We start from the raw sequence: 26,376 nt of genomic DNA, 5'->3' as shown, positions 1-26,376 counted from the left end.
ACGCGTCATCGTTAACGACCATCGCGAGCAAGCTCGCTCCTACAAAAGGCGTCGACAACCAACGGAGCAACAGATGATCGGTTTCACTTCCCTCAAGCGCATTTTGCTGGCCACGGCCACCCTCGGTTTCGCGGCCCATGCGGCGGCCTCGACGTTGACGCTGGATGTCTACAACCCGGGCGACAAGGCGATCTTCCCGGTGACCTCGGTTTTGGTCAGCGGCGAGAAAGACGCGATCCTGGTGGACGCGCAGTTCGGCAAATCCCAGGCCGAGCAGGTGGTGGAAAAAATCCGCGCCAGTGGCAAGCAACTGACCACCATCTACATCAGCCACGGTGACCCGGATTACTACTTCGGCCTCGACACCCTGACTGCGGCGTTCCCCCACGCCAAAGTGCTCGCCTCGCAACCGACGGTGGATCACATCAAGAAAACCGTCGACGGCAAACTGGCGTTCTGGGGGCCGAAAATGGGCGCCGATGTACCGGCCAGAACCATTGTGCCGGGCGTGCTTCAGGGCGACAGCCTGATGCTCGAAGGGCAGAAGTTGCAGGTGGTGGGGCTTGAGGGCAAGCAACCGGATCGCACCTTTGTGTGGATCCCGTCGATCAAGGCAGTGGTCGGTGGCGTGGTCGTCGCGGAAAACATTCACGTGTGGATGGCCGACACTCAAACCGCGCAGTCCCACACCGACTGGCTGGCTACGTTGCACAGCATTGAAACCCTGAAACCGAACACCCTCGTGCCGGGTCATTACCTCGGCAAGAGCGCGCGATCCCTCGCGGCTGTGCAGTTCACCGCTGAATACATCAAAGCTTTCGACGAAGAAACCGCCAAGGCCAAAGACGCGGCTGCGCTGATCGTCGCCATGAAAAAACGCTATCCGGCACTGGGCGAGGAAAGCTCGCTGGAGTTGAGTGCGAAAGTCGCCAAGGACGAAATGAAGTGGTAACCCGCCGAACCTGAAACTGAAGCAGCTTTTGTGGCGAGGGAGCTTGCTCCCGCTCGGCTGCGAAGCAGTCGTAAAACCTGAGAATGCGATGTGGCTGACACACTGCAGGGGAGCGCTTCGCACTCCAGCGGGAGCGAGCTCCCTCGCCACAAAAAGCACCTTTGCCACATAAACCCGATTACCTCAGATACACCCAAGCCAACTGGAGAACGTCATGAGCAACATCGCAATCATCGGTGCCACCGGCCGCGCCGGCAGCCAATTGTTGGAAGATGCCCTGCGCCGCGGTCACAGCGTTACGGCCATTGCCCGCGATACATCGAAGATCGGCCAGCGTGCCGGAGTCGTCAGCAAGAACGTTGACGCCCTCGATGCCGAAACGTTGCAAGCGGCAATCGCGGGTCATGACGTGGTGATCAGCGCCGCGCACTTCGCGACCCTTCCTGCCAGCGCCGTCATCGGGCCGGTGAAACGGGCCGGGGTGAAACGTCTGTTGGTGGTCGGCGGTGCGGGTTCGCTGTTGCTGCCGGACGGTACTCGCGTTATCGACAGCAAAGGTTTCCCTGAAGAGTACAAAACCGAGGCCGGTGCCGGTGCTCAATTCCTGGAAAACCTGCGTCAGGAAAAGGATCTGGACTGGACCTTTGTGTCACCCTCGGCGGAGTTTGTTGAAGGTGAGCGCACGGGTTCGTTTAGGATCGGCAAGGATGATTTGCTGGTGAGCAGTGCAGGGCGGAGCTGGATTTCGTTCGCCGATTTTGCGATTGCGATGTTGGATGAAGTCGAGACGCCGAAGCACTCCCGTCAGCGGTTTGCTGTCGGGTATTGATGGCGCGGCTTATACCTTCGCTGGCAAGCCAGCTCCTACAGGGATTTGTGTGCGACGTGAACCTTGTAGGAGCCGGCTTGCCGGCGATGCTTTTGGGTCTTCACCGACTCTGGGCCTGCTCCACCAACCACCCCATCAACTCGCGCAACTTCGGCGAAGGCGCCGGTTTCTGCGGGAACACCAGGTAATACGCCAACCCCGTCTTCACCTTCAATTCAAACGGCATGACCAGTCGCCCGGCACTCAGGTCATCGCCAATCAATGACCAATCGCCGATCGCTACACCGGTCCCTTGGGACGCCATCGACATCGCCAGGTCCAGGGTCTCGAAATGCTGACCTTTGCTGACGTTGCTCAATTGAAGATTCGCCGCTTTCAACCAGGCATTCCAGTCGCGCTCATCCCTTGTCGGGTGCAGCAGCAAGTGCTGTTGCAGATCCGCCGGTGTCTGCAGTGCCGTCGGGCCTTCCAGCATCGGTCGTGAACACACTGGCGTCAGTTGCTCATCGAACAGCAGATAAGACGTCAGCGCACCGTCCGGCGGCGCGCCGTACATCACCGCCGCATCGAACTGCTCACGATGGAAATCCACACCATGCTTGACCGTGGTGGTCAATTCCACCGGCACGTCCGGACGCTCCCGTTGCCACTGCAAAAGACGCGGCAACAACCAGCGCATCACACAGGTCGGAGCCTTGAGTTGCAGGGTTTCGCGCTTCTCGCCGATCTGCTCCACCGCCTCGTCGATCAAGCCGAAAATCTGCTGCACCCGTGGCAGCCACTCCCGTCCTTCGGCCGTCAGGTCCAGGCCTCGGGCCTGGCGAATGAACAGCTCATAACCCAGATGTTCTTCCAGCCCGGCGATCTGCCGACTCACCGCGCCCTGGGTGATGAACAGCTGTTCGGCCGCGCGGGTGAAGTTGCAGCACTGCGCGGTGATCAGAAAAGTGTGCAGCGCCGGCAGAGGAGGCAATCGTTTCATTGGGATCCAAGGTATGACGTGAGGACATGGCTAGTATGACTTTTTATCCATTGTTGCGGCTACGTGTCGCCCGTTCCAATGAGGCCATCCTTGGACCTGCCCACTCATCATAAACACTGCGCAGGCCCGGCGTCTCAAACGAACAAAAAGGGCAAAAGACATGGCGACGTGCGGCGAAGTATTGGTCAAGTTACTCGAAGATTACGGGGTTGAGCAGGTGTTCGGCATTCCCGGGGTTCACACCGTGGAGCTGTATCGCGGGCTGGCCCGTTCGAGCATCAACCACGTTACTCCGCGTCACGAACAGGGTGCCGGTTTCATGGCCGACGGTTATGCACGCACCAGCGGCAAACCGGGTGTGTGCTTCATCATCACCGGCCCGGGCATGACCAACATCACCACCGCCATGGGCCAGGCCTACGCCGATTCGATCCCGATGCTGGTGATCTCCAGTGTGCAATCGCGCAGCCAGTTGGGCGGCGGTCGCGGCAAGCTCCACGAACTGCCGAACCAGAGCGCATTGGTCGGCGGCGTGGCAGCGTTCTCCCACACCCTGATGTCGGCGTCCGAGTTGCCGGGCGTATTGGCCCGCGCCTTCGCCCTGTTCCAGGCCGGCCGCCCGCGTCCTGTGCACATCGAAATTCCGCTGGACGTGCTGGTCGAAGAAGCCGATGACCTGCTGACCAGCCTGCCGGTCAACATCGACCGTGCCGGTGCTTCGCCAAGCGCGATCAGTCGCATGACCGACCTGCTCGCTGGCGCCAAGCGTCCGCTGATTCTCGCTGGTGGCGGTGCCATCGATGCCGCCCCTGAATTGACTGAACTGGCTGAACTGCTCGACGCGCCGGTGGCCCTGACCATCAACGCCAAAGGCATGCTCGAATCCAACCATCCGCTGCTGATCGGCTCGACCCAAAGCCTGGTCGCGACCCGCGCCCTGGTGGCGGAGGCCGACGTGGTGCTGGCGATCGGCACCGAACTGGCCGAGACCGATTACGACGTCACTTTCGCCGGCGGTTTCGAGATTCCCGGCGTGCTGCTGCGCGTGGACATCGACCCGGACCAGACCGTGCGCAACTACCCGCCGAAAATCGCCTTGGTGGCCGACTCGCGCAACGCTGCCCAAGCCTTGCTCAGCGCGTTGTCGCACAAGTCGCTGGCCGAGCGCCGCAACGATTGGGGCCAGGTCCGTGCCGCACGTCTGCGCGAAGACCTCGCCGCCACCTGGGACGCGCCGACCCTGGCCCAGACCCGCTTCCTCGAAACCGTCCTGCACGAATTGCCGGACGCCGTGTTCGTCGGCGATTCGACCCAACCGGTGTACACCGGCAACCTGACCTTCAACCCGGAACGCCCGCGCCGCTGGTTCAACTCGTCCACTGGTTACGGCACCCTCGGCTACGCCTTGCCGGCAGCGATTGGCGCCTGGCTCGGCGGCAGCGTTGAAAGCGGCGCGCGTCCTCCGGTGGTGTGTCTGATCGGTGACGGCGGCCTGCAATTCACTCTGCCGGAACTGGCCAGCGCGGTCGAAGCGCGCACGCCGGTGATCGTCCTGCTGTGGAATAACCAGGGCTACGAAGAGATCAAGAAATACATGGTCAACCGCGCCATTGAACCGGTCGGCGTGGACATCTACACCCCAGACTTCATCGGTGTCGCCAAGGCGCTGGGCTGCGCGGCAGAAGCGGTCGACGGTGTGGATCAATTGCGCAGTGCACTGCGCTGCGCCACCGATCGCCAGGGCCCGACCCTGATTGAAATCGATCAGACCCAGTGGATGAAGGCGGTGTCGAAATGACGTTCCCTACCACCCTCGATGGTCTGTTCATTGACGGTAAATGGTCGGCCGGCAGCGAACATCTGCGGGTGATCAACCCGGCCACCGAAGCGCTGCTGACCACCGTGAATGGCGGCGATGCAAACGCCGTCGATCAAGCCGTTAACGCAGCGACCGAAGCCTTCAAGGCCTGGTCGCAAACCACCGGCGCCGAGCGTGGTGCGATCCTGCGCAAAATCGCCGCAGGCGTGCAGGCCGGTCGCGAGCAGTTGATGCAGTTGCAGTCGAGCAACAATGGTAAACCGCTATTCGAAGCGGCCATCGACGTCGATGACGTGATCGCTACCTTCGAGTACTACGCCGGTCTGGCCGAGGGTCTCGACGCGAAACAGGACAGCGCGGTCGAGCTGCCCACCGACGACTTCAGCGCCCGCGTGCGCCGTGAGCCGTGCGGTGTGGTCGGCCTGATCGTGCCGTGGAATTTCCCGATGGTCACCACCGCCTGGAAACTCGCCCCGGCCCTGGCCGCCGGTTGCTGCGTGGTGCTCAAACCTTCCGAAGTGACGCCAATGCCGGAGCTGGAACTGGCGGCGATCATCGCCGAGGCCGGTTTGCCCAAAGGCGTGTTCAACCTGGTCTGCGGCACTGGCCTGGCCGTCGGTGCGCCGATGTCAGTCGACCCGCGCATCGCCAAGATTTCCTTCACCGGCAGCAACGCAGTCGGCGTGCAAGTGATGCAACGTGCCGCCGAAACCGTGAAGGGCGTGAGCCTCGAACTGGGTGGCAAATCCTCGCTGCTAGTGCTCGCCGATGCCGACATCGAACTGGCCGTGGAAGTGGCCTGTGGCGGTGGTTTCTTCAACGCCGGGCAAATGTGTTCCGCCACCAGCCGCTTGCTGGTCGCCGATGAACTGGCCGACGAATTCCTCCTGCGCCTGAAGGCGCGCGCCGAAGCCATTCGCGTGGCCGACCCGTTCGACCCGAATGTGGAAATGGGCGCGCTGGTCAATCAGGCGCAATACCAACGCGTGCTCGGTCATATCGATCGCGGCTTGAGTGCCGGCGCCAAGCTGATTTGCGGCGGCAATCGCCCTGCAGACCTGCCCCGCGGATATTTTTTGCAGCCGACGATTTTCACCGAAGTGCCCCTCGACAGTGCGTTGTGGTGTGAAGAGATTTTTGGCCCGGTAATCTGCGTGCGCAGTTTCACCTCCGAAGCCGAGGCGATTGCCCTGGCCAACGACAGCCAGTTCGGTCTGGTGGCCAGCGTGGTGACGCGCGACGCCGAGGCGGCGGATCGGGTCGCCAACGCTTTGCAGGCGGGGCTTGTGTGGATCAATGCGCCGCAAGTGATCTTCCCGCAGACCGCCTGGGGCGGCTACAAGCAGAGCAGCATCGGCCGTGAATTGGGGCCATGGGGCTTGCAGGCTTTCCAGGAAATCAAACACGTGATTCGCGCCGTCTGACGGCACGAAAAAGGTGAGCGTGTGCCTCGCGATGAGGCATGCGCTGGCGTCATGGCTTCAATGAATATTTATCGATAGTCAGGTGTTTTGCACGACCTCAGGATGAACCGCCGGCTCAGCTAAAGCCCTTTGAATACGGGGGCTTACGCAGATCTGGCCGCGCGGATACAACGGTTGCGACCAACCTCATACTTAAAAAAACAAAGGGAGTCCGTAATGGGCGAGCACGATCTGAACAGACGTCAATTCATCAAAACCGTGGGCGTGGCCTCGGTGGCAGCGGCGGCCATGAGCTTGCCCTTCGTCAAGGCTAATGCCAGCGACACCCGTTTCCAGGGCAAAACCCTGCGTTTGCTGACCTGGTCCGATGACACCGGCCTGGCAGCGTTGCGCAACATCGCGGCAACTTTCGAAGACAAGTACGGCTGCAAGGTCATCGCTGACCGCACCGGCAGTACCTCGGAAATGGTCGCCAAACTCAAGGCCGCCGGTGATCGTCCACAGTACGACATCATCACCCTGGCCGGCGTCGGCGCCGAAGGTCTGGCCGCCGCCAACCTGCTGGAAAAACCCGACCTCAACCGCATTCCAAACCTGGTCGATGTACCGGAGAAATACCGCACCGGCGCCAATGGCCACGGGATCGGTTACCTGCTCTGGTGCAACAGCCTGGTCTACAGCACCCGCTCCATCAAGGAAGCGCCGGACAGTTACGCCGCCCTGTGGGACGCGGACCTGTCGCCGAACATCTTCCTGCCGCCGCCGAACTGGACCGAGGCCATGGACCTGATCATCATCGCCGCCAAACTGGCTGGTGGTGACGAGCACAACATCGAGCCTGGCTTCAAGAAACTCGCCGAGCTGAAGGATCGTGTCGTGACCCTGGGTGAAAACCCGAACCAGATCGCCGAGCTGTTCCGCACCGGTTCCCTGGACATGGGCGGCCTGTACGCGCCGGCCTTCTTCCCGAAACAGATCCGCGATCCGGCCTACGGTCTGGGCGCCACGTTCGGCATGAAAGAAGGTTTTTATACCGACCTGATGCTCTCGGTGATGCCGAAGAATCGTCCGGGCGATACCGACCTGACCTACGCCTTCATCAACCACTCTCTGGACCCGCTGGTGCAGGGCAAGATGGCTGAAGACATTTACAACGGCCCGGTCAACGCCAAGGCGATCATCTCCGCCGAAGCGCGCAAGAGCCCGTACATCCTCACGCCGGAGCAGATCTCCGAGAAAGCAATCATGCACGACAACGCCTTCCTGGCCACCGTGCATGACCAATGGATTCGTCGTTACACGGAAATCTTTTCTTCCTGATCGAGTGGCGAACACAGGATCTTCAATCACTGAAGATCCCCTGTGGGAGCGATCTTTGTGGCGAGGGGGCTTGTCGGAACGCCGCACCGCCCCGTTGGGACGCGAAGCGGCCCTAAATCCTGTCATCGCGGTGCATCAGGTGCACCGCACGAGATGGTTTACGACTGCTTCGCAGCCGAACGGGGGCAAGCCCCCTCGCCACAAAAGCTCGCTCCCACAGAGGGCTGATGTGGATTCAAAGCCTGTGTTTGCCAGCTGCTTTCCATTGACGAGACCCTTGCTATGGAACACCAACCTTTGACCCATCCGGTCAGCGCCGCTGCATCGCGCCCACGCCTCGGTGTTTCGCCGACGACCCGCGCCTGGTTTTTCCTCTCGCCGTCGATGCTGTTTCTGGGCGTGCTGATTGCCGCCAGCCTGCTGGTGCTGCGCATGAGCGTGGGCACCAAGGGCGCGGAATGGACCGGGTTCAGCCTGGCCAGCTACGCCCAGTTGCTGGAACCGTATTACCTCAAATCCTTGTTGCTGACCTTGCGCCTGGCGCTGATCAGCGCGGTGATCGCCGTGATGCTGGCGATCCCGGTGGCCTACACCATGTCGCGCCTGACTTCACCGTTCGTGCGCCGGATCTTCCTTGCCGCCGTGCTGCTGCCATTGCTGGTCAACCTGCTGCTGCAAAGCTACGGCTGGCTGGTGATTCTCGGCCCGGGCGGGATGCTCAACCAAGCGCTGATGGGCCTGGGTCTTATCAAGCGACCGATCATGCTGCTGTACAACCAGAACGGCGTGTTGATGGGCCTGGTGCAAACCGCGTTTCCGTTGGCCGTGTTGCCGATTGCCAGCGCCATGCGCGGCGTCGCCCGTACGTACGAAGAGGCCGCTGCCACGCTGGGCGCCAGTCGTTTTCAGGTGTTCCGTCAGGTGGTGTTGCCGATGAGTTTTCCGGGGATCATTACCGGCGCGACGTTGGTATTCGCCTACAACGCCAGCAGTTTCGTGGTGCCATTGCTGCTCGGTGGCCGGCGCGTGCCGATGCTGGCGGTGATGGTCCATGACCAGATTGCCCCGCTGATGAACTGGCCCGCCGCGTCCGCCGCCGGTGTGGTGCTGATCGTCACCACGCTCGCGATCATGACCTTGTCCGAATACATCACCGGCCGTCGTCGCCGCATGCTGGAGGCTTCGCAATGAGCGCTGTGATCAAGAAGCGTCATTCGCTGTTGCCGGGCGATACCGGCAAGTTCGCCGGCATCCTCTCGGGCTTCATTCTGCTGCTGGCGGTGCTGCCGATCCTGACCATGATCGTCATGTCGTTCAGCGGTGCGTCGAACCTCGACTTCCCGCCGAGCAGCTACAGCCTGCAATGGTACAAGGCCGCCTGGCACACCTTTGTATCCCCGGATTCCAGCGATGTGCTGAGCCTCGGCAAAGCCATGACCACCAGCCTGATGGTCGCGTGCCTGACCATGGTCTTCGCCACGATCATCGCGGTGCCGGCGGCTTATGCGCTGACCCGATGCGAGTTCCGCGGCAAAGCCGTGGCGTTGCAACTGATGTCGCTGCCGCTGGTGTTTCCGATGGTGGTGTTGGGCCTGGCGTTGCTGCTGGTGTTCGACAGCCTGCCGTTCCAGATGACCACCTCGCGGCTGGTGATTGCCCACGTGATTCTGGCGCTGCCCTTTGTGGTGAAAAACTGCACCGCGGCGATGCTTTCCATCGGCAGCGAAGTCGAAGAGGCCGCGCAAATGCTCGGCGCCTCACCACTGCGGGCGATTGTCGATGTGGTGGTGCCGTTGATGAAGTCGGGGATTCTGGCAGGGATGCTGCTGGCGTTCATCGTCTCGTTCAACGAATTCACCGTGACCTACTTCCTCTACACCATCGACGTCATGACCGTGCCGATCTGGATGTACAGCCGCACCGTGTCGTCGCTCGACCCCACCGTATTTTCGTTTGCCGTGCTGATCGTGCTGATCGACTTCGTCCTGATCTGGGCGCTGGAGAAGCTGGTCGGTGAAGGTGGCGTTTCGTTCTGATTTCTTGAGGTGATTCACATGTCTGGTCTGATTCTGGAAAACGTCGAGAAACACTACGGCTCGGCCTGCGCGGTAAAAGATGTAAACCTGCATTTGCCCGAGGGCAAACTGGTGTGTTTTCTCGGCCCGTCGGGTTGCGGCAAAACCACGCTGCTGCGGATGATTGCCGGGCTCGAAACCCTGACCGGCGGCGAGATTCGCCTGGACGGTGAAGACATCGGCCACACGCCGGCGCATCAGCGCAATTTCGGCATGGTGTTTCAATCCCTGGCGCTGTTCCCGCACATGACCGTGGGGGAGAACATCGCCTATCCGCTGAAACTGCGCGGGGTCAGCAAGGCTGATCAGCAGGCGCGGGTCGTGGAGTTGCTGGAACTGATTCAGTTAAAGGAAATGATTGATCGCCCGGTGGCGAAACTGTCGGGCGGCCAACGTCAGCGTGTGGCGATCGCCCGGGCGATTGCCAACCACCCGAAAATCCTTCTGCTGGATGAACCGCTGTCGGCGCTGGACGCCAAGCTGCGCGAGTCGATGCAAGTGGAAATCCGTCAACTGCAACAGCGCCTGAACATCACCACCATCATGGTGACCCACGACCAGCGTGAAGCCATGACCATGGCCGATATCGTTGTCGTGCTGGGTGAGCATCGCGTGCAGCAGGTCGGCACGCCGATCGAGATTTATCGTCATCCGGCGAACGAATTCGTCGCGGACTTCATCGGCTCGGGCAACATCTTCCCGGCCACGGCGCTGGGCAACGGCAAGGTGGGCTTGCCCGGTGGCGATTCGCTGGAAGTGCCGATCTGCAGCAGCATCGTGGTCGGCGAGAAGGTGAAAATGCTGATCCGCCCTGAAGACCTGCAACTGTCGCACCCACAGGCGACGACGGGGAATCGGTTGCTGGGCAAGGTGACGTTCGTGCGTGATATCGGTGCGACGATCGAGACGACCGTGGAGTGTTCGGGCGTGTCGTTTACGGCGTTGAGCACGCCGTGTCAGGGGTTTGGGTTGAGCATTGGCAACCCGGTGTCGGTGACGTTGCCGGCGGAGGCATGCCGGGTTCTCGGCGCCTGATTTTAGAGGTTGGGTGATTGTGCCGGCCTCATCGCGAGCAGGCTCGCTCCCACAGTAGTTCTGTGTACACCAGACCAATGTGGGAGCGAGCCTGCTCGCGATGGGGGCGGTACAACCAGCGCAAAAATTGGATCAAACCGTCAAACGCAACCGCGCCAAATCCCGCAACGGCGGCGCCCCGAACAACCGGCTGTACTCCCGACTGAACTGCGACGGGCTTTCATACCCCACTCGATACCCCGCCGCCGACGCTTCCAGCCCTTCCGCGAGCATCAACCGTCGCGCTTCCTGCAAGCGCAACTGCTTCTGATACTGCAACGGACTCATCGCCGTCATGGCTTTGAACCGGTGATGCAGCGTCGACACACTCAAATTCACTTCTTTAGCCAAATCATCGATGCGCAGCGGCTGCTCGTAATTGCCGTTGAGCCATTTGATCGCCTGGCTGATGCGGTGGCTCTGGCTGTTGGCGATGGCAATTTCGTACAACCGATAGCCCTGCTGACTGCGCAACAACCGATAGAGAATCTCCCGACGAATCAACGGCGCGAGCATGGCGATGTCTTTCGGTGTGTTCAGCAATCGCGCCAGGCGCAGCACCGCGTCGAGCATCGCCGTGTCGATCCGTTCGACATACAAACCGCGACCGGTGGGGCGGGTCGGTACCCCGAGCGGGCCGGCGTCGGCAATCAGCGCGGTGATTTCCGCCGGGTCGATGTCCAGGCGTACCGAGAGGATCGGTTCTTCAGACGTGACGTTCACGATCCGCCCGCTCAGGGGCATGGAGACCGACACCACCAGGTAGTTCAGCGGATCGTAATTGAAGTATTCGTCGGCCAGCCTGACCTCTTTGCGCCCCTGCGCCATGATGCACAACGCCGGTTGCGCCAGCACCGGGGCGAAGTCATGGGACTTGCTGTGTTTGCCCAGGAACAGCGAGCCTACGGCGGTCGCATAATTGCCATCCTCCGTGGTGTTGCGACGGATGATGGCCGCCAGTTCCGCGCGCTGTTTCTCCATGTCGGCGTCCAGCGGGGCTTGAAAGTGATCGAGCGACGACATGCAGGGCATCCTCGGCGAAGCAGTGGGAATGAGCTGAGCTTAAATTTGTGCAAGGCACAGCGGTAGACACATCCTGCGAAAAGCTTGCCTGATTCTGCACGGGGTTGCAGAGGCGGGTGGCTATGTCTGTTTAGCGCAGGGAAAACTTGCTCGAACCTCGTGTTTCAGCCCCGTAACAGGTTTTACACATTGTTACAGGTGCTGAAGGCAGCTTCGCAGGATTGTGCAACAAGCCGGCAGGAATCGACTAACGGGGCAGCGTGCGGGCGCTTAACCTTGGATCCTGTCGCAGCCCGTCCCACGGCTGCCACTCGAGTACCTGGGAGGGTTGAACATGTCTACGCAGATCCCCGTCAGTCATATGGCCTTTGTCCGCGCCCGCGCCGGGCGTTCGGCGGAACTCGGTGCGCGCCTCAGCGCCTTGATCGAACCGTCGCGCACTGCGCCTGGCTGCCTGAGTTTTTCCCTGCAGCATTCGCAATGCGATCCCGAGTTGTGGCTGGTGTCCGGTTTCTGGATCCATCAGCAAGCCATGACCGCCTATTTCAGCACGCCAGCGATGGAGGTTTTCGCCGAGCTGGTGCAGGAACTGGTGGTCAACAGCCTCGATTTTCATACCTTCAAAGAGGTGTCGGCCGTTCAGGCGCTGGGCCAGACCCAGTCCTGGGTACACAAAATGGCAGGTTGAGGGTTTAATGGCTCGACTTTCCATCAGCCAGGATCCGCGACATGGCACGCAAAGCCTTTGAACATTTCGAAGCTGTTTCCGCTGTAGTACCGGGCGAGGGCGGTTACCACGCCGCGATTGCCGTCAAAGCCCTGGGTGGTTCAGGGGCGCCACGCTTTCACAAAGTTCTTGCGGGGCAAATCTTCAAGACCGCAAATGAGGCCGATCTGGCTGCCGCCAAAGAGCTGACCCGCCTTAAAGACGTCAAAGAAGACGCCGACCTGCTCTGGTAATTACTTGACCGCCCCCGGGCGGAACATCTTGAACAATGCCTCAGGCCCCAGCTGGAAGTAGTCCGCTGGCCCGCCGCCGCGCAGAATCGGTTCTGCCGCGGCGGTGTCGTACACGCCGTCCTTCAGCAACCACTTGGCAATGTGCACGGCCACCACTTCGCCGAGAATCAGCCAGCTCGGCACCACATTGCCGTCGGCCCGCTGCAACTGGATGATCTGCGTGACCTTGCACTCGAAGGACACAGGGCTTTCGGCAACCCGTGGCACCTGAATGACTTTCGACGCCACAGGCGTCAGCCCGGACAACTCGAACTCGTTGACTTCCGGCCCGACCATCGCGCAGCTCTGGTTCATCTGCTCGGCCAGTGGCCGGGTCGCCAGGTTCCAGGCGAACTCGCCGGTCTGCTCGATATTGTTCAGGCTGTCTTTGCGCCCGACGCTGGAAAACCCGATGATCGGCGGAATGTAGTTGAACGCGTTGAAGAAACTGTACGGCGCCAGGTTCAGGCGGCCGTTGGCATCCTGCGAAGAAATCCAGCCGATGGGGCGAGGGCCGACGATGGCGTTGAACGGGTCATGCGGCAGGCCGTGGCCGTTGGCGGGTTCGTAGAAGTGGATGTCGTCGGGCATGAAGGAGGGGCCTGGGCATTATTTGGGGGGGACTGTAGGAGCGAGCTTGCTCGCGAAAAACGTTTGGACAACGCGTTCCTTCAGGCGGCCCACGTTATCGTTGTCGTCCATCGCGAGCAAGCTCGCTCCTACAGGGGGGGCTGTGTCGTTTCAACGAAAAAGGGGCAGACCCGCTAAGGTCTGCCCCATTTTTTGTTGCGCTGGCGAACTCAGTCCGTCTCGATCCGCGAATGCTTGCGGGTGTCTTTCATGGTGATGTACACCAGCAACGACACGGCAATGCACGCGGTGACATACCAGTAGTAACCGGTTTCCATGCCGATGCTCTTGAACCACAGCGCGATGTATTCAGCGGTACCGCCGAAGATCGACACGGTCAGCGCATATGGCAAGCCAACGCCCAGTGCGCGGATTTCAGTCGGGAACAGCTCGGCTTTCACCACCGCGTTGATCGAGGTGTAGCCGCTGACGATGATCAGCGCCGCCATGATCAGGAAGAACGCGCCCCACCAGCTCTGGATGGTGTGCAGGGTGGTCAGGATCGGCACGGTGAACAGCGTGCCGAGGATGCCGAAGGCAATCAGGATCGGTCGACGACCGATCTTGTCCGACAAGCCGCCGATAACCGGTTGCAGGCACATGAACAGGAACAGCGTGGCAGCGGAAATGGTGGTGGAGTCGGAGATGCTCATGCCGACGGTGTTCACCAGGTATTTCTGCATGTACGTGGTGTAGGTGTAGAACGCCAGGGTGCCGCCCATGGTCAGGCCGACCACGGTCATCAGTTCCTTGGGGTGGCGCATCAAGGTGCGCATCGCGCTTTCCTTGGCCTTCTCTTTCTTGGTGAACGACTCGGTTTCTTCCATGCCGCGACGCAGGTACAGCGCGACCACTGCACACAGCGCGCCGATGGCGAACGGGATACGCCAGCCCCAGGCATACAGCTCTTCCGTGGTCAGGATGTTTTGCAGCACGATCAGCACGCCCAAAGCGATGAGCTGGCCGGAGATCAGGGTCACGTACTGGAAGCTGGAGAAGAAACCGCGACGGTCCTTGGTCGCCATCTCGCTGAGGTAGGTTGCCGAGGTGCCGTACTCGCCACCGACCGACAGGCCTTGCAGCAGACGGGCGAAAATCAGCAGGATCGGTGCGCCGATGCCAATGGTTTCATAACCCGGGCTCAGGGCGATCACCAGCGAGCCGAAACACATCAGGTACACCGAAGCCATCAGCGCTTTCTTGCGACCGGCCTTGTCGGCGTAGAGGCCCATCAGCCAGCCACCGATCGGGCGCATCAGGAAGCCCACGGCGAAGATCGCAGCGGTGTTCAACAGTTGTGCGGTGGTGTCGCCTTTAGGGAAAAAGGCCTTGGCGAAGTACAGGGAGAAGGCGGCGTAGACGTACCAGTCGTACCACTCGACCATGTTGCCGACCGAGCCGCTGAAAATCGATTTGATGCGACTGGCGGTGGTTCTTTCTTTGGCCGGCACGGCAGCCGACCCAAGGGGCAGGGCGTTGGAGTTATCCATTGAAGGATCCTTCGTTTAATTGTTTTTGTGGAGCGCGTTAAAACGCAGCCTGCGTGGGCTATAGCAGGAGGTGTGCCAATCGAGGGAGGGCCGGTCTAGAGGGGTGTTGACGCTTGGGTGAGCGGAAATCCGCTTATTGGAAATTGAGGGTGAGCGGATAATCGCTTATCTGGCTTGTGGGTTTGTATTGTTTGGACGGACCCCTTCGCGGGCAAGCCTTGCTCCTACGGGATTTGTGTCGTTTGCAAAAATTCCGAGCGACGCGAAACCTGTAGGAGCGAGGCTTGCCCGCGAAGGGGCCCGTCAAAACACTACAAAAACATCTCCCGCGTCAGCCCATGCCGCTGCATCTTTTCATTAAAGGTCCGACGCGGCAGTTGCAGCTCTTCAAGCACCGCTTTCACATCGCCCTTGTGCCGGCTCAATGCGGCGCGCAGGCAATGCGCTTCAAACGCTTCCTGCTGCGCCGCCAGCGACTGCCCCGGATCGATGCCCGCAGGTTCCGGCTCACCCAGCCCCAACACCTGCCGCTCGGCCACGTTCGCCAGTTCGCGCACATTGCCCGGCCAGTCATGGCTGAGCAAATGGCTCAACTGCGGACCGCTCAGGGGGGGGAATGTGCGCCCCAATCGTTCGGCAGCGCTTTGCGCAAACGACTCGAACAACAGCGGAATGTCTTCGCGGCGCTCACGCAACGGCGGCAAGCGCAATTCGGCGACGTTCAGCCGATAGGCCAGATCCTCGCGAAACCGCCCGGCCCGCGCCTCATCCAGCAGATCGGGTTTGGTCGCAGCGATGATCCGCAAGTCCACGCGAATGCTCTGATTGGAACCCAACCGCTCCAGCTTCTGCTCCTGCAATACCCGCAACAATTTCACCTGCTGGGCCAGCGGCATGCTTTCGATTTCATCAAGAAACAGCGTGCCGCCATCGGCGTATTCGAGCTTGCCGATGCGTTTGCCCTGAGCGCCGGTGAACGCGCCGCTCTCGTGACCAAACAGCTCGGCCTCGAACAACTGCTCAGGGATAGCCGCGCAGTTGAGCGCGACAAATGGCTTGTCGGCGCGCGGCCCGAAATCGTGCAGGCAACGGGCAACCAGCTCCTTGCCGCTACCGGTTTCACCACGGATCAATACATTGACCGGCAACGCCGCCAGGTCCAGCACTTGCCGGCGCAGTGTCTGCAAGCCACGGGACACACCGAGCAGCGTCGCGTCGAGTTTGGCGCGGTTGTCGGCCTGCTCATGCAAGGCGCGGTTTTCCAGCACCAGCCGGCGCTTGTCCAGCGCACGGCGCAGGCTGCCAAGCAGGGTTTCCGGGCTGAAGGGTTTTTCCAGAAAGTCGTAAGCGCCATCGCGCATCGCATCGACCGCCATCGGCACATCGCCGTGGCCGGTCAGCAAAATCACCGGCAAGTCGGCATCGCGGCGCTGAACTTCGGCCAGCAGCTCCAACCCTGTCATGCCGGGCATGCGCACGTCGCTGAGGATTACGCCAGGAAAATGCTTCGGCAACTGCGCCAGGCATTCATCGGCGCGGCTGAACAGTTGCACCTCGAAACCCGACAGGCTCAGCCACTGTTCGACGGCGCTGCGGATGCTGCTTTCGTCGTCGACCACCATCACTGAATTCAGCATGCGTCAGGCGCCTCCGGATCGATGGGCAGGGTGAGTGTGAACACCGCGCCGTTGTCGTGATTATCGGCGCTCAGGCGTCCGCCCGATTCGTGCACGATGGCGAAGGATACGGCCAGACCAATGCCCAAACCATCGCCCACCGGTTTGGTGGTGAAAAACGGATCGAACACCTTCGGTAGATTTTCCTCGGCGATGCCACTGCCGTTGTCGATGACGCTCAGGCGCCAGAGCTGTTCGTCGGCTTCGAGGCGGATTTCCAGGCGTTTGCAGGGTTTATCCTGCATCGCATCCAGCGCATTGCGCAGCAAATTGATCAGCACCTGTTCCAGACGAATTGCATCGCCGCGCACCCACGCCGGGCGCGTCAGGTGCAGCACGGTGCTGACCTGTTCATCGCGCAGGCGAGTGTCGAGCAGCTCAAGCGATTGGTCCACCACCGCCGCCAGGTCCAGACGCTCGCGCAAGCCGCTGGGGCTTTTGCGGGCGAAGGTTTTCAGGTGGCCGGTGAGGGCGGCCATGCGCGTCAGCATGTCGTCCACCGGTTTCAGTGCCTTGTAGGCGTCGTCGACCCGGCCGTGATCGAGCAACAGTCGCAGTGTCGCGAGTTGCATGCGCTGGGCGGTCAGCGGCTGGTTGATTTCATGGGCCAGGGCCGCCGACATCTGCCCGAGGGCCGCGAGTTTGGCCGATTGCACCAGACCGTCCTGAGCCGTGCGCAGGTCGCGGGTACGCTCTAGTACAAGCTGTTCGAGTTCTTCGCGACTGCGCTGGCGCATTTTCGCCAGACGCCAGCGCTGGTTGAGGAACAGCAACAGGAACACCAGCGTCAGCCACAGGCCGGCAGCGGCGAGTGCGGCGTTGCGACTGTCTTCGAACGCCACCTGCGGGCGGCGCAGCAGGTGCAGTGTCCAGCCTTCGGTGGTCAGCGGCAGGGATTCCCACAGGTAATCTGTTTTGCCGTCCGGGCCATCGACCCGCGTCAGCTCACTGTTGTCGTCGAAGCGGCGCAGCGATTGATAATCCAACAACGTCAGCGGTTGCTTGTCGTACTGGCGGGTGGCCTTGAGCTCAACGTGATCGCTGTCGCTCAGCGGTTTCAATTGGCGATAGCGCCAGCCCGGCTGATTGGCGATGAAGATGATTCCGCGTGCATCGCTGACCAGCAACGTGTCGCTGCCCTGACGCCATTCGCGTTCCAGTTCCGGAAACTCGAGCTTCACCACCATCGCCCCGAGAAACCGGCCATCGTCATCGGTCACGGCGCTGGACAGGAAGTAACCGGGAATTCCGCTGGTCACGCCCACTGCATAAAAGCGCCCGGTGCCCTGGGTGCGGGTCTGACTGAAGTAGGGACGAAAACCGTAGTTGTGGCCGACGTAACTGCTGGGCAAACGCCAGTTGCTCGCCGCCACGGCGAGGCCGGTGTGATCGAGCAGTTCCAGGGTCGAGGATTGCGCGGCACCGTTGATCTTTTCCAGTTTGCGGTTCAGTACGTCCTGTTGTTCAGGCGTCACCGGGCCCTTAAGCGCCGAACGCAACTCCGGATCCAGCGCCAGCACAGCGGGCAGGGCGCGATAACGTTCGATCAGGGTGTGCAGGGACGTGGCGTACAAGCCCAGTTGCAGATTGGCGCGGGCCGCGTCTTCCACCAGGGCCTGACGCTCGGCGTGACGCATGGCCAGTGTGGCGGCGAGGGCTGCACCGGCGAGAATAAGAAAGGTGTACAGCGTCAGGCGCAGGGTGCGAGAAGACTCAGACATGCCGGGCATTACACAATGTTTACGGAGGGGCCGCACCATAACATGGGCAACCTGCCCTTGTAGGAGCGAGCTTGCTCGCGATGGTCGTCAACGATGACGCGGATTGTCTGGATAAACGTGTTGTCCGGACGTTTTTCGCGAGCAAGCTCGCTCCTACAATGTTCCGCGTGAGCAACAAAAAAGGTGACAGGATTGCTCCTGTCACCTTCGTTTTGTCAGTCGAAGCGCTTACTGCACTTCTACCGCCAGGCTTTCACTGATCTTTTGCTGCCAGATGGCAGGACCGGTGATGTGTACCGATTCACCCTTGCTATCCACCGCAACGGTCACCGGCATGTCTTTCACGTCGAACTCGTAGATGGCTTCCATCCCCAGTTCGGCGAACGCCACGACGCGGGATTTCTTGATGGCTTGCGCCACCAGGTAAGCCGCGCCGCCAACCGCCATCAGGTAAACGGCCTTGTGGTCCTTGATCGCGTCGATCGCGGTCGGGCCGCGTTCGGATTTGCCGATCATGCCCAGCAGGCCGGTTTGCTCGAGGATCTGACGGGTGAACTTGTCCATCCGCGTGGCAGTGGTCGGACCGGCAGGGCCCACCACTTCTTCGCGCACCGGATCAACCGGGCCGACGTAGTAGATGAAGCGACCTTTCAGGTCCACCGGCAGGGTTTCACCCTTGTTCAGCATCTCGACCATGCGCTTATGCGCGGCGTCGCGACCGGTGAGCATCTTGCCGTTGAGCAGGACGGTTTCGCCCGGCTTCCAGCTCTGCACGTCTTCCGGGGTCAGGGTGTCGAGATTGACGCGACGAGCCGACGGGCCGGCTTCCCAGACGATTTCCGGGTAGGCGTCCAGCGGTGGCGCTTCCAGCGACGCCGGGCCGGAACCGTCGAGCACGAAGTGTGCGTGACGGGTGGCGGCGCAGTTCGGGATCATGCACACCGGCAACGAAGCGGCGTGGGTCGGGTAATCCATGATCTTTACGTCGAGCACGGTGGTCAGGCCACCGAGGCCCTGGGCGCCGATACCCAGCTGGTTGACCTTCTCGAACAGCTCCAGGCGCATCTCTTCGATACGGTTGGACGGGCCGCGCTTTTTCAGCTCGTGAATGTCGATGGATTCCATCAACACTTCCTTGGCCATCACCGCGGCTTTCTCGGCGGTGCCGCCGATGCCGATGCCGAGCATGCCCGGTGGGCACCAGCCGGCGCCCATGGTCGGAACGGTCTTCAACACCCAGTCGACGATCGAGTCGGACGGGTTGAGCATGGCCATTTTCGACTTGTTCTCGGAACCGCCGCCCTTGGCCGCCACGTCCACTTCCACGGTGTTACCCGGAACGATGGAGTAGTGGATAACGGCCGGGGTGTTGTCCTTGGTGTTTTTACGAGCGCCCGCCGGGTCGGCGAGGATCGAGGCACGCAGGACGTTTTCCGGCAGGTTGTAAGCCCGGCGCACGCCTTCGTTGATCATGTCGTCCAGGCCCATGGTGGCGCCATCCCAACGTACGTCCATGCCCACGCGAACGAAGACGGTAACGATGCCGGTGTCCTGGCAGATCGGGCGGTGGCCGGTGGCGCACATCCGCGAGTTGATCAGGATTTGCGCCATCGAGTCACGGGCCGCTGGCGATTCTTCGCGCAGGTAGGCTTCGTGCATCGCCTGGATGAAGTCAACGGGGTGGTAATAGGAAATGAACTGCAGGGCGTCGGCAACGCTCTGAATCAGGTCGTCTTGCTTGATCACGGTCATGAGTCGCGCTCCTCTAAAAGACGGGAACATTCAATAGTTCGAGGGGCAGCTTCAAGCTATAAGCTTCAAGCGGCAAGCTGAAAGCAGTACGCGGACTGCTCTGTACTTGCCGCTTGAAGCTTGAGACTTGAAGCTGACCTCAAGGTCCCAAGGCCCGCCGGGCATGCTGGCGCGACGCTAAAAAGGCGCGGCAGTATAACGCGCCTCGCAGGCGGGCACACGCGCCGGCAGTCAATCGTTGGTCGCATACCGCCCACACCTGAATGTTGGAGAAGGCCTTTGTGGCGAGGGAGCTTGCTCCCGCTCGGCTGCGAAGCAGTCGCAAAGTCTGCCTGTGAGTTATGACTGAATGAATGCAGGGGGCCGCTTCGCAGCCCAGCGGGAGCAAGCTCCCTCGCCACAGGATTCTTGCAACACGGGGTCATCGCATTGACGCCAGTTTTACGCTTTGAAAATTGAATGGTCATTTGTCAGACACGCCACTAAAGTGGCATTCGGTCTGTAGAGTAGGACACTCGGTCAGCCTCCTTTCGCACGGTGAGTCAACGATTGACCCATAACGCCATCCAGCGCCTGTTGCTCAAACGTTTTGCCCTCGCAGCCGGCACCTACGCCCTGGCCCTGCTGCTGCTGTGGCTGGCGTTTTTCACCGGCCATTACGATGAACCCCTGGCCAGTGTTGCCGTCGGCAGCGCGCTGGTGGTCATCAGCCAGGCGACGTTGTTCGCGGTGTTTTACAGCGGCTGGAACCTGCGGTTTTCCGACCCCAGCCTGACCGAAGCGCAAGTGTTTCTGGGGCTGGGTTGGCAAACCTGGCTGATCGCCAATCTGGATGAGGCACGCGGTACGTTTCTGGTGTTCTACGTGCTGATTCTGTTGTTCGGACTGTTTCATCTGTCGCGCCGGGCCTTTGTGCGGTGCGCGCTGTTGGTGTTTTTCAGTTTCAGCGCGATCACGCTGTGGGAGGGCTACCACTTCCAGTTGGCCGACCCGGCGCTGGCCGCGTTGCAGGTGTGCGTGCTGTTTATCGTGTTGGTCTGGCTGGAGCTTTACGCCCGCTACGTCCAGACCTCCCGCCAGCGGATGCGGCAGCGCCGCTTCGCCTTGCAGGCGCATCAGGACACCCTGCGCGGAATGATGCGCCAGCTCGAAGACCTGGTCGCCACCGACGAGTTGACCGGGCTGTTCAACCGTCGGCATTTCCTGCGCCTGGCCTCACGCGAACTCAACGCCATGGAGCTTGGCGTGGTGCATGGCCTGGCGCTGATCGACCTCGACCATTTCAAACGCATCAACGATGTGCACGGCCACGCTGCCGGCGATCAGGTGCTGCAAGCTTTCGCCGGTGTGGCCAGCGCCTGTTTGCGTGAGGGGGACGTGCTGGCCCGTTATGGCGGCGAAGAGTTCGTGGTGCTGTTGCCCGATTGTGGCCCTGAACGCCTGACGTCCTGCTGCGAGCGGCTGCGCATTGCCTTCACCGACGTCGAGTTGATCGGCCTGAAGGTCGGCAACCTCAGCCTGTCGGCGGGCATGACCCTGCTGGAGCTGGGCGATGATCTCGACGACGCCTTGCAGCGCGCCGATCAGGCGCTCTATCGCGCCAAGCGCGACGGCCGAAATCGTTGCGCGGCGGCGTGGGAGAACGTCGATGCCTGAGTTGCGGGTTGGCGATCGTCAATGGTCGGTGGCGCCTGGTAGCAACCTGCTTGATGCGTTGAATCAAAACGGTGTGTCCGTTCCTTACAGCTGCCGCGCCGGCAGTTGCCATGCGTGTCTGGTGCAATGTACGCAAGGATTGCCGAGCGACAGCCGGCCCGATGCCCTGAGCGCAGAGCAGCGTCAGCAAGGCTGGCGCCTGGCGTGCCAGTGCCAGGTGGTCGAGGATTTGCAGGTGCATGCCTTCGATCCGCAACAGGACGGCCGTCCGGCCGAGGTCGCCGCCGTCGATTGGTTGAGCAGCAGCGTTTTGCGACTGCGCCTGACGCCACAACGCCCGCTGCGCTATAGCGCCGGACAGCATCTGGTGTTGTGGGCCGGCAACGTGGCGCGGCCTTATTCCTTGGCCAGCCTGCCGGAAGAAGACCGCTTTCTGGAGTTCCATCTCGACTGTCGCCAACCCGGCGAATTCAGTGATGCCGCGCGTCGGTTGAAAATCGGCGATCCGCTGCGTCTCGGCGAATTGCGCGGCGGGGCCTTGCATTACGATCCGGACTGGCACACCCGGCCACTCTGGCTGATGGCCGCCGGCACCGGGCTGGGCCCGTTGTTCGGCGTCTTGCGCGAAGCCCTGCGCCAGGATCACCAAGGCGCCATCCGCGTGATTCACCTCGCCCATGATGCCGATGAGCATTATCTGGCCAAACCCTTGCTGGCCATGGCCGCCAGCCGCCCGAACCTCAGCATCGAACTGTGGACGCCGACCGAGTTGCCCGCGGCTTTGGCGCAACTGCGGCTTGTTTCCCGGCAAACCCAAGCCTTACTCTGCGGGTCCCCCGACAGCGTCGACGCCTTCGCCCGGCGCCTGTACCTGGCGGGACTGCCGCGCAATCAACTGCTGGCCGACGTCTTCCTGCCTCGCGGTTGAGCACTGATTTTGTGGCGAGGGAGCTTGCTCCCGCTTGAGTGCGAAGCGCTCACAAGCTTTTGGGGCCGCTGCGCAGCCCAGCGCGAGCAAGCTCGCTCGCCACACTGGATACTCTCAGATCAGGACACGCCATGACCGATGCCATCCAGATTGAACGCGAACGCGGCCTGCTGACCCTGCGTCTGAACCGCCCCGACAAGAAAAACGCCCTGACCCGCGCCATGTACAGCCATCTGGCCGAAGCGCTGAAACAGGCTGACACCGACCCCGAAATCAATACCGTGCTGATCACCGGTTCCGCCGAGTGCTTCACCGCCGGCAACGATATCGCCGACTTCCTGCAGCAACCACCGAGCAACCTGGACAGTCCGGTGTTCCAGTTCATGCTCACCCTGCTTGAATGCCGCAAGCCGGTGATCGCCGCCGTGGCCGGTGCGGCGGTGGGGATTGGCACGACGATGCTGCTGCATTGTGATCTGGTGTATGTCAGCCGTGATGCGCGGTTGCGGATGCCCTTCGTCAATCTCGGCTTATGCCCGGAGTTCGGTTCCAGCCTGCTCCTGCCTCGATTGCTCGGGCATGCTAAAGCGGCGGAACTGTTGCTGCTCGGCGAAGGTTTTAGCGGTGAGCAAGCGGCCGAGTGGGGCATCGCGACCGAAGCCCTGGGCAGTGGCGAAGCCACATTGGCCAAGGCGCGGGAGATGGCGCTGCGTTTCGAATCGCTGCCACCGGAAGCGGTGCGCATCAGCAAGCAGTTGATGAAAGCCTCGGATCGTGAGCAGTTGCGCAAGGTGATAGAAGAAGAGGGCGCGTTGTTCACCCAACGACTGCGTTCGCCAGAGGCGGTTGCGGCGTTGTCGGGGTTTATCAACAGGTAGACAAAAGGCAACGGCTCAGTAGGTCGCGCGTTGCCTTCCGAAAATACCACTACTATTCAGGCGCCGTTTAAAAGCCGGGTCACGATGACAGCTTTGCCATAAAAGCCATCATAGTCATTTCCTACCACCAGTATTTTTCCGTCGGATTGCAAACTCATTCCGTGAGCGAGAGGGCGGTAGCCGCTAAGGTCGGGAATAACCCAGCCCTTGCCTTTCCCAAAGGTTGTGTCGCGGCGACCATTAGCCAGGTACCGCGCGGTGACAAAATTCACAGTCCGAGCGCCATCAATGTGCCTTCCCGAGGTAATAATTTTTCCGTCGTTGAACCCCATGCCCAAAAACATGACAGCATCAGAACTGCCAAACTTTTCCTCTACGTGAGCGCCTTGATTAAACGTCCTGTCGATCTGCCCCCCGGATGTATAAGCCGCCAGCAAGCCACGACGGTCGGAGAAACCATAACCTGTAGCGACAGTCCGCCCATCAGGCAGTACTGCAAGGGCAGTAAATTGAAAACTTGGCCCTTCCAAAAGCTTGTATCCGGCGCCCGCAAAGCTTTTGTCAAAACTTCCATCGATATTGAGGCGAGCCAGAAGGGCACCAGAGCCGGCCCATCCGCATACTGTGATTTTTCCATCCTGCACGACGATGTCATTAAACGAGCTGCGCACGTTGAGTACTTCAGACAGGGATGCGTAACCTGTTCCGTTAAATGACAGGTCTGGCTTACCGTCGTAATCAAAACGCATCACCCGTGCGATAAGCCCTATTGGTGGTTCAAACGCTGCGGAAATAACATAAATCTTGCCGTCTGCCACATGGACGCTGCGGCTTGACGAGGTGCTACCGGACTGCATGACTTCTGAGCTCGACGACTGATCAGAATCGATTTCAATAGATGGGTTGATGAGCAAAATGCCGTCGATACCGAAGCTTTTGTCCAACTCTCCTTTATCGGTCAAGCGAACCAGGTAACTCGCCTGCGTCGACGCGCCGTCTCCCGCAACGTGGCGACCTACTGCTACAAGAATTTTGCCTTCTGCGCCACTGTCCAGATAGAAGATTTGAAAGGGCGTTGTGCCTAAGCCTTCGCTGCCAGGCCGTGGGAGCCTGACATGTATGGTGCCATCGAGGCCGAAATCATGATCCGGCGTGCCGTTGCTCAAAGTGCAAGTAAGGCTAAAGTGTTCAGCCAGGATCGTTTCAGGTGACCAACTGCTTCCCCCGATATAAATTTTGCCGTTGGGTGCTTCAGAAATAACCTGGCCGTTAGTGGTCGTGAAATCGGGGTACTTCAGCACCAGAATTCCGTCTTTCCCGAAACTCGGATCGAGTTCACCTGGACTAAGCTGTGATGCAGTCATTTTTCTGATCCTTGAATGAATATTGATTTAACTTCGGCGTGGTTAATAAATGACGACAACATTCAATTCCGGCTATCGATCATCCTTAATCGCCAAGCTCAACCGTATTTAGCGAGGCGTGCAGAAAGCTGTCTACTGTCATATCTGACAGGTGATGATGTTATAAAAGTGTAATTGCCTGATTTCATAACAAAAAAAACCCCGCCATTCACATGGCGGGGCTTTGTTTTTTCGCAACCGATCACTCAGACCTGCGGATCGCCAACGTGCAGGATTTTCATCCCGTTGGTGCCGCCGGTGGTGTGGTAGCTGTCGCCCTTGGTCAGGATGACCCAGTCGCCTTTTTCCACGACGCCGCGCTTGACCAGCTCGTCGATCGCCTTCTGGCTGACTTCGTGTGGCTCCAGCGAGGCCGGGTCGAACGGGATGGTGTACACGCCACGGAACATCGCTGCGCGCGCCTGGGTTTCGCGGTGCGGCGAATACGCATAAATCGGCACCGAAGAACGGATGCGCGACATGATCAGCGGGGTGTAGCCGCTTTCGGTCAATGCGATGATCGCTTTCACGCCCGGGAAGTGGTTGGCGGTGTACATGGTCGCCAGCGCAATGCTCTCGTCGCAGCGGGTGAATTCCTTGCCGATGCGGTGGCTGGAGGTCTTGCCGGTCGGGTGCTTTTCAGCGCCGACGCAGATGCGCGCCATTGCTTGCACGGCTTCCAGCGGATACAGACCGGCAGCGGATTCGGCGGACAGCATCACGGCGTCGGTGTAGTCGAGCACGGCGTTGGCCACGTCGGACACTTCGGCACGGGTCGGCATCGGGTTCTGGATCATCGACTCCATCATCTGGGTCGCCACGATCACAGCCTTGTTGTGGCGGCGTGCGTGCAGAATGATTTTCTTCTGAATGCCCACCAGCTCGGCGTCGCCGATTTCCACGCCCAGGTCGCCACGGGCAACCATCACCGCGTCGGAAGCCTGGATCAGACCGTCGAGGGTTTCGTCGTCGGCCACGGCTTCGGCGCGTTCGATCTTCGCCACCAGCCAGGCAGTACCGCCGGCCTCGTCGCGCAGTTGACGGGCGTAGTTCATGTCGGCCGCATCACGCGGGAAGGACACGGCCAGGTAGTCGACCTGCATTTCTGCGGCGAGCTTGATGTCGGCCTTGTCTTTCTCGGTCAAGGCTGGAGCGGTCAGGCCACCGCCGCGGCGGTTGATGCCTTTGTGGTCCGACAGCGGGCCGCCGATGGTCACCGTGCAGTTGAGTTCGGTAGCGGTGGCGGTATCGACGCGCATCACCACACGGCCGTCGTCGAGCAGCAGCTCGTCGCCGACGCCGCAGTCCTTGACCAGGTCCGGGTAGTCGATGCCGACCACTTGCTGGTTGCCTTCGGTCAGAGGATGGCTGGTGGAGAAGGTGAATTGATCACCGATCTTCAGCTCGATCTTCTTGTTGGCGAATTTGGCGATACGGATTTTCGGGCCTTGCAGGTCACCCAGCAGGGCAACGAAGCGGCCGTGCTTGGCAGCGAGGTCACGCACCAGCTTCGCGCGAGCCTTGTGCTCGTCGGGGGTGCCGTGGGAGAAGTTCAGGCGGGCGACGTCCAGGCCAGCCAGAATCAGCTGTTCGAGAACTTCCGGCGAGTTACTGGCCGGGCCAAGGGTAGCGACGATTTTGGTGCGACGGACGGACATGCATAGACTCCTGAGTTCAAGCGCTGAGTGAGGCTACTATGGTCTTCGGGTGTAGTCATTGTTCATGTGCACTACTTATTCGTTTGT

Annotated in this window: 22 protein-coding genes; 13 read left to right on the top strand and 9 right to left on the bottom strand. The window is 60.7% G+C overall.

Going from position 1 to position 26,376, the window contains the following annotated elements; all coding sequences use genetic code 11:
- Positions 1–73 precede the first annotated feature (73 nt).
- Both ACA066_RS22975 and ACA066_RS22970 read left to right on the top strand, forming a co-directional pair.
- Entirely contained in the window at positions 74–952 is an 879-nt protein-coding gene (locus tag ACA066_RS22975; protein WP_497696757.1) for an MBL fold metallo-hydrolase, read from the top strand.
- Between the two features lie 214 nt (positions 953–1,166).
- The gene (locus ACA066_RS22970; protein WP_497696756.1) at positions 1,167–1,781 is read left to right on the top strand and encodes an NAD(P)-dependent oxidoreductase; all 615 of its coding nucleotides are present in this window, start codon (positions 1,167–1,169) and stop codon (positions 1,779–1,781) included.
- 100 nt (positions 1,782–1,881) lie between these two features.
- On the opposite strand, the gene ACA066_RS22965 is transcribed toward ACA066_RS22970, so the two are convergent.
- Positions 1,882–2,763, bottom strand: a complete 882-nt coding sequence (locus tag ACA066_RS22965) for a LysR substrate-binding domain-containing protein (RefSeq protein ID WP_497696755.1) — start codon at positions 2,761–2,763, stop codon at positions 1,882–1,884.
- A gap of 160 nt (positions 2,764–2,923) precedes the next feature.
- Between ACA066_RS22965 and ACA066_RS22960 the strand changes: the two genes are divergently transcribed.
- The 6 genes from ACA066_RS22960 to ACA066_RS22935 all read left to right on the top strand — a co-directional run bounded on the left by ACA066_RS22960 (position 2,924) and on the right by ACA066_RS22935 (position 10,436).
- Positions 2,924–4,561, top strand: coding sequence for a 5-guanidino-2-oxopentanoate decarboxylase (locus ACA066_RS22960; protein WP_497696754.1), 1,638 nt, complete (start codon positions 2,924–2,926; stop codon positions 4,559–4,561).
- Complete coding sequence (locus ACA066_RS22955) at positions 4,558–6,006, top strand: aldehyde dehydrogenase family protein (RefSeq protein ID WP_497696753.1); 1,449 nt, start codon at positions 4,558–4,560, stop codon at positions 6,004–6,006. The genes ACA066_RS22960 and ACA066_RS22955 overlap by 4 nt, the downstream gene beginning before the upstream one ends.
- A gap of 216 nt (positions 6,007–6,222) precedes the next feature.
- Positions 6,223–7,326, top strand: coding sequence for an extracellular solute-binding protein (locus tag ACA066_RS22950; protein WP_497696752.1), 1,104 nt, complete (start codon positions 6,223–6,225; stop codon positions 7,324–7,326).
- 282 nt (positions 7,327–7,608) lie between these two features.
- Positions 7,609–8,517, top strand: coding sequence for an ABC transporter permease (locus ACA066_RS22945; RefSeq protein WP_497696751.1), 909 nt, complete (start codon positions 7,609–7,611; stop codon positions 8,515–8,517).
- The gene (locus tag ACA066_RS22940) at positions 8,514–9,362 is read left to right on the top strand and encodes an ABC transporter permease (protein WP_084318872.1); all 849 of its coding nucleotides are present in this window, start codon (positions 8,514–8,516) and stop codon (positions 9,360–9,362) included. Before ACA066_RS22945 ends, ACA066_RS22940 begins: the two co-directional genes overlap by 4 nt.
- 18 nt (positions 9,363–9,380) lie before the next feature.
- Positions 9,381–10,436, top strand: a complete 1,056-nt coding sequence (locus ACA066_RS22935; RefSeq protein ID WP_497696750.1) for an ABC transporter ATP-binding protein — start codon at positions 9,381–9,383, stop codon at positions 10,434–10,436.
- Between the two features lie 132 nt (positions 10,437–10,568).
- Here the strand turns inward: ACA066_RS22935 and ACA066_RS22930 are convergent, their stop codons facing one another.
- Positions 10,569–11,498, bottom strand: coding sequence for an AraC family transcriptional regulator (locus ACA066_RS22930; protein ID WP_497696749.1), 930 nt, complete (start codon positions 11,496–11,498; stop codon positions 10,569–10,571).
- Positions 11,499–11,832: 334 nt separating this feature from the next.
- Between ACA066_RS22930 and ACA066_RS22925 the strand changes: the two genes are divergently transcribed.
- On the top strand, positions 11,833–12,186 hold the full coding sequence (locus tag ACA066_RS22925; RefSeq protein WP_497696748.1) for an antibiotic biosynthesis monooxygenase family protein: 354 nt from the start codon (positions 11,833–11,835) through the stop codon (positions 12,184–12,186).
- Between the two features lie 41 nt (positions 12,187–12,227).
- Entirely contained in the window at positions 12,228–12,458 is a 231-nt protein-coding gene (locus ACA066_RS22920; RefSeq protein ID WP_497696747.1) for a hypothetical protein, read from the top strand.
- Here ACA066_RS22920 and ACA066_RS22915 read toward each other — a convergent pair whose 3' ends face one another.
- The 5 genes from ACA066_RS22915 to ACA066_RS22895 form a co-directional block, all read right to left on the bottom strand.
- Positions 12,459–13,088 carry a flavin reductase family protein gene (locus ACA066_RS22915; RefSeq protein ID WP_497696746.1) on the bottom strand — a complete coding sequence of 210 codons (630 nt, stop codon included), beginning with the start codon at positions 13,086–13,088 and terminating at the stop codon, positions 12,459–12,461.
- A gap of 209 nt (positions 13,089–13,297) precedes the next feature.
- On the bottom strand, positions 13,298–14,617 hold the full coding sequence (locus tag ACA066_RS22910) for an MFS transporter (protein ID WP_497696745.1): 1,320 nt from the start codon (positions 14,615–14,617) through the stop codon (positions 13,298–13,300).
- Positions 14,618–14,928: 311 nt separating this feature from the next.
- Positions 14,929–16,254 (bottom strand): sigma-54-dependent transcriptional regulator, encoded by a 1,326-nt coding sequence (locus ACA066_RS22905; RefSeq protein WP_497696744.1) that lies wholly within the window; start codon positions 16,252–16,254, stop codon positions 14,929–14,931.
- Positions 16,248–18,014, bottom strand: a complete 1,767-nt coding sequence (locus tag ACA066_RS22900) for a sensor histidine kinase (protein ID WP_497696743.1) — start codon at positions 18,012–18,014, stop codon at positions 16,248–16,250. The genes ACA066_RS22905 and ACA066_RS22900 overlap by 7 nt, the downstream gene beginning before the upstream one ends.
- A 228-nt stretch (positions 18,015–18,242) precedes the next feature.
- Positions 18,243–19,766, bottom strand: a complete 1,524-nt coding sequence (locus ACA066_RS22895) for a fumarate hydratase (protein WP_438662558.1) — start codon at positions 19,764–19,766, stop codon at positions 18,243–18,245.
- Between the two features lie 549 nt (positions 19,767–20,315).
- On the opposite strand from ACA066_RS22895, the gene ACA066_RS22890 reads away from it, so the two are divergent.
- The 3 genes from ACA066_RS22890 to ACA066_RS22880 all read left to right on the top strand — a co-directional run bounded on the left by ACA066_RS22890 (position 20,316) and on the right by ACA066_RS22880 (position 23,228).
- A complete protein-coding gene (locus tag ACA066_RS22890; protein ID WP_497696742.1) occupies positions 20,316–21,422 on the top strand; it encodes a GGDEF domain-containing protein in 1,107 nt (368 codons plus the stop codon).
- Positions 21,415–22,350 (top strand): iron-sulfur-binding ferredoxin reductase, encoded by a 936-nt coding sequence (locus ACA066_RS22885; protein ID WP_497696741.1) that lies wholly within the window; start codon positions 21,415–21,417, stop codon positions 22,348–22,350. The genes ACA066_RS22890 and ACA066_RS22885 overlap by 8 nt, the downstream gene beginning before the upstream one ends.
- 131 nt (positions 22,351–22,481) lie before the next feature.
- A complete protein-coding gene (locus ACA066_RS22880; RefSeq protein WP_497696740.1) occupies positions 22,482–23,228 on the top strand; it encodes an enoyl-CoA hydratase-related protein in 747 nt (248 codons plus the stop codon).
- Positions 23,229–23,284: 56 nt separating this feature from the next.
- Here ACA066_RS22880 and ACA066_RS22875 read toward each other — a convergent pair whose 3' ends face one another.
- Positions 23,285–24,592 (bottom strand): NHL repeat-containing protein, encoded by a 1,308-nt coding sequence (locus ACA066_RS22875; RefSeq protein WP_497696739.1) that lies wholly within the window; start codon positions 24,590–24,592, stop codon positions 23,285–23,287.
- Between the two features lie 245 nt (positions 24,593–24,837).
- Positions 24,838–26,289: a pyruvate kinase gene (pyk, locus tag ACA066_RS22870; RefSeq protein WP_017340507.1), complete on the bottom strand. Its 1,452-nt coding sequence runs from the start codon at positions 26,287–26,289 to the stop codon at positions 24,838–24,840.
- Positions 26,290–26,376 lie beyond the last annotated feature (87 nt).

This window comes from Pseudomonas sp. LBUM1651, from assembly GCF_059716135.1.
This window is presented reverse-complemented; position numbering and strand designations above follow the sequence as displayed.

Coding starts and splice junctions, on each gene's coding strand:
- ACA066_RS22975 (WP_497696757.1), top strand. CDS start 74: ATGATCGGTTTCACTTCCCTCAAGCGCATTTTGCTGGCCACGGCCACC.
- ACA066_RS22970 (WP_497696756.1), top strand. CDS start 1,167: ATGAGCAACATCGCAATCATCGGTGCCACCGGCCGCGCCGGCAGCCAA.
- ACA066_RS22965 (WP_497696755.1), bottom strand. CDS start 2,763: ATGAAACGATTGCCTCCTCTGCCGGCGCTGCACACTTTTCTGATCACC.
- ACA066_RS22960 (WP_497696754.1), top strand. CDS start 2,924: ATGGCGACGTGCGGCGAAGTATTGGTCAAGTTACTCGAAGATTACGGG.
- ACA066_RS22955 (WP_497696753.1), top strand. CDS start 4,558: ATGACGTTCCCTACCACCCTCGATGGTCTGTTCATTGACGGTAAATGG.
- ACA066_RS22950 (WP_497696752.1), top strand. CDS start 6,223: ATGGGCGAGCACGATCTGAACAGACGTCAATTCATCAAAACCGTGGGC.
- ACA066_RS22945 (WP_497696751.1), top strand. CDS start 7,609: ATGGAACACCAACCTTTGACCCATCCGGTCAGCGCCGCTGCATCGCGC.
- ACA066_RS22940 (WP_084318872.1), top strand. CDS start 8,514: ATGAGCGCTGTGATCAAGAAGCGTCATTCGCTGTTGCCGGGCGATACC.
- ACA066_RS22935 (WP_497696750.1), top strand. CDS start 9,381: ATGTCTGGTCTGATTCTGGAAAACGTCGAGAAACACTACGGCTCGGCC.
- ACA066_RS22930 (WP_497696749.1), bottom strand. CDS start 11,498: ATGTCGTCGCTCGATCACTTTCAAGCCCCGCTGGACGCCGACATGGAG.
- ACA066_RS22925 (WP_497696748.1), top strand. CDS start 11,833: ATGTCTACGCAGATCCCCGTCAGTCATATGGCCTTTGTCCGCGCCCGC.
- ACA066_RS22920 (WP_497696747.1), top strand. CDS start 12,228: ATGGCACGCAAAGCCTTTGAACATTTCGAAGCTGTTTCCGCTGTAGTA.
- ACA066_RS22915 (WP_497696746.1), bottom strand. CDS start 13,088: ATGCCCGACGACATCCACTTCTACGAACCCGCCAACGGCCACGGCCTG.
- ACA066_RS22910 (WP_497696745.1), bottom strand. CDS start 14,617: ATGGATAACTCCAACGCCCTGCCCCTTGGGTCGGCTGCCGTGCCGGCC.
- ACA066_RS22905 (WP_497696744.1), bottom strand. CDS start 16,254: ATGCTGAATTCAGTGATGGTGGTCGACGACGAAAGCAGCATCCGCAGC.
- ACA066_RS22900 (WP_497696743.1), bottom strand. CDS start 18,014: ATGTCTGAGTCTTCTCGCACCCTGCGCCTGACGCTGTACACCTTTCTT.
- ACA066_RS22895 (WP_438662558.1), bottom strand. CDS start 19,766: ATGACCGTGATCAAGCAAGACGACCTGATTCAGAGCGTTGCCGACGCC.
- ACA066_RS22885 (WP_497696741.1), top strand. CDS start 21,415: ATGCCTGAGTTGCGGGTTGGCGATCGTCAATGGTCGGTGGCGCCTGGT.
- ACA066_RS22880 (WP_497696740.1), top strand. CDS start 22,482: ATGACCGATGCCATCCAGATTGAACGCGAACGCGGCCTGCTGACCCTG.
- ACA066_RS22875 (WP_497696739.1), bottom strand. CDS start 24,592: ATGACTGCATCACAGCTTAGTCCAGGTGAACTCGATCCGAGTTTCGGG.
- pyk (WP_017340507.1), bottom strand. CDS start 26,289: ATGTCCGTCCGTCGCACCAAAATCGTCGCTACCCTTGGCCCGGCCAGT.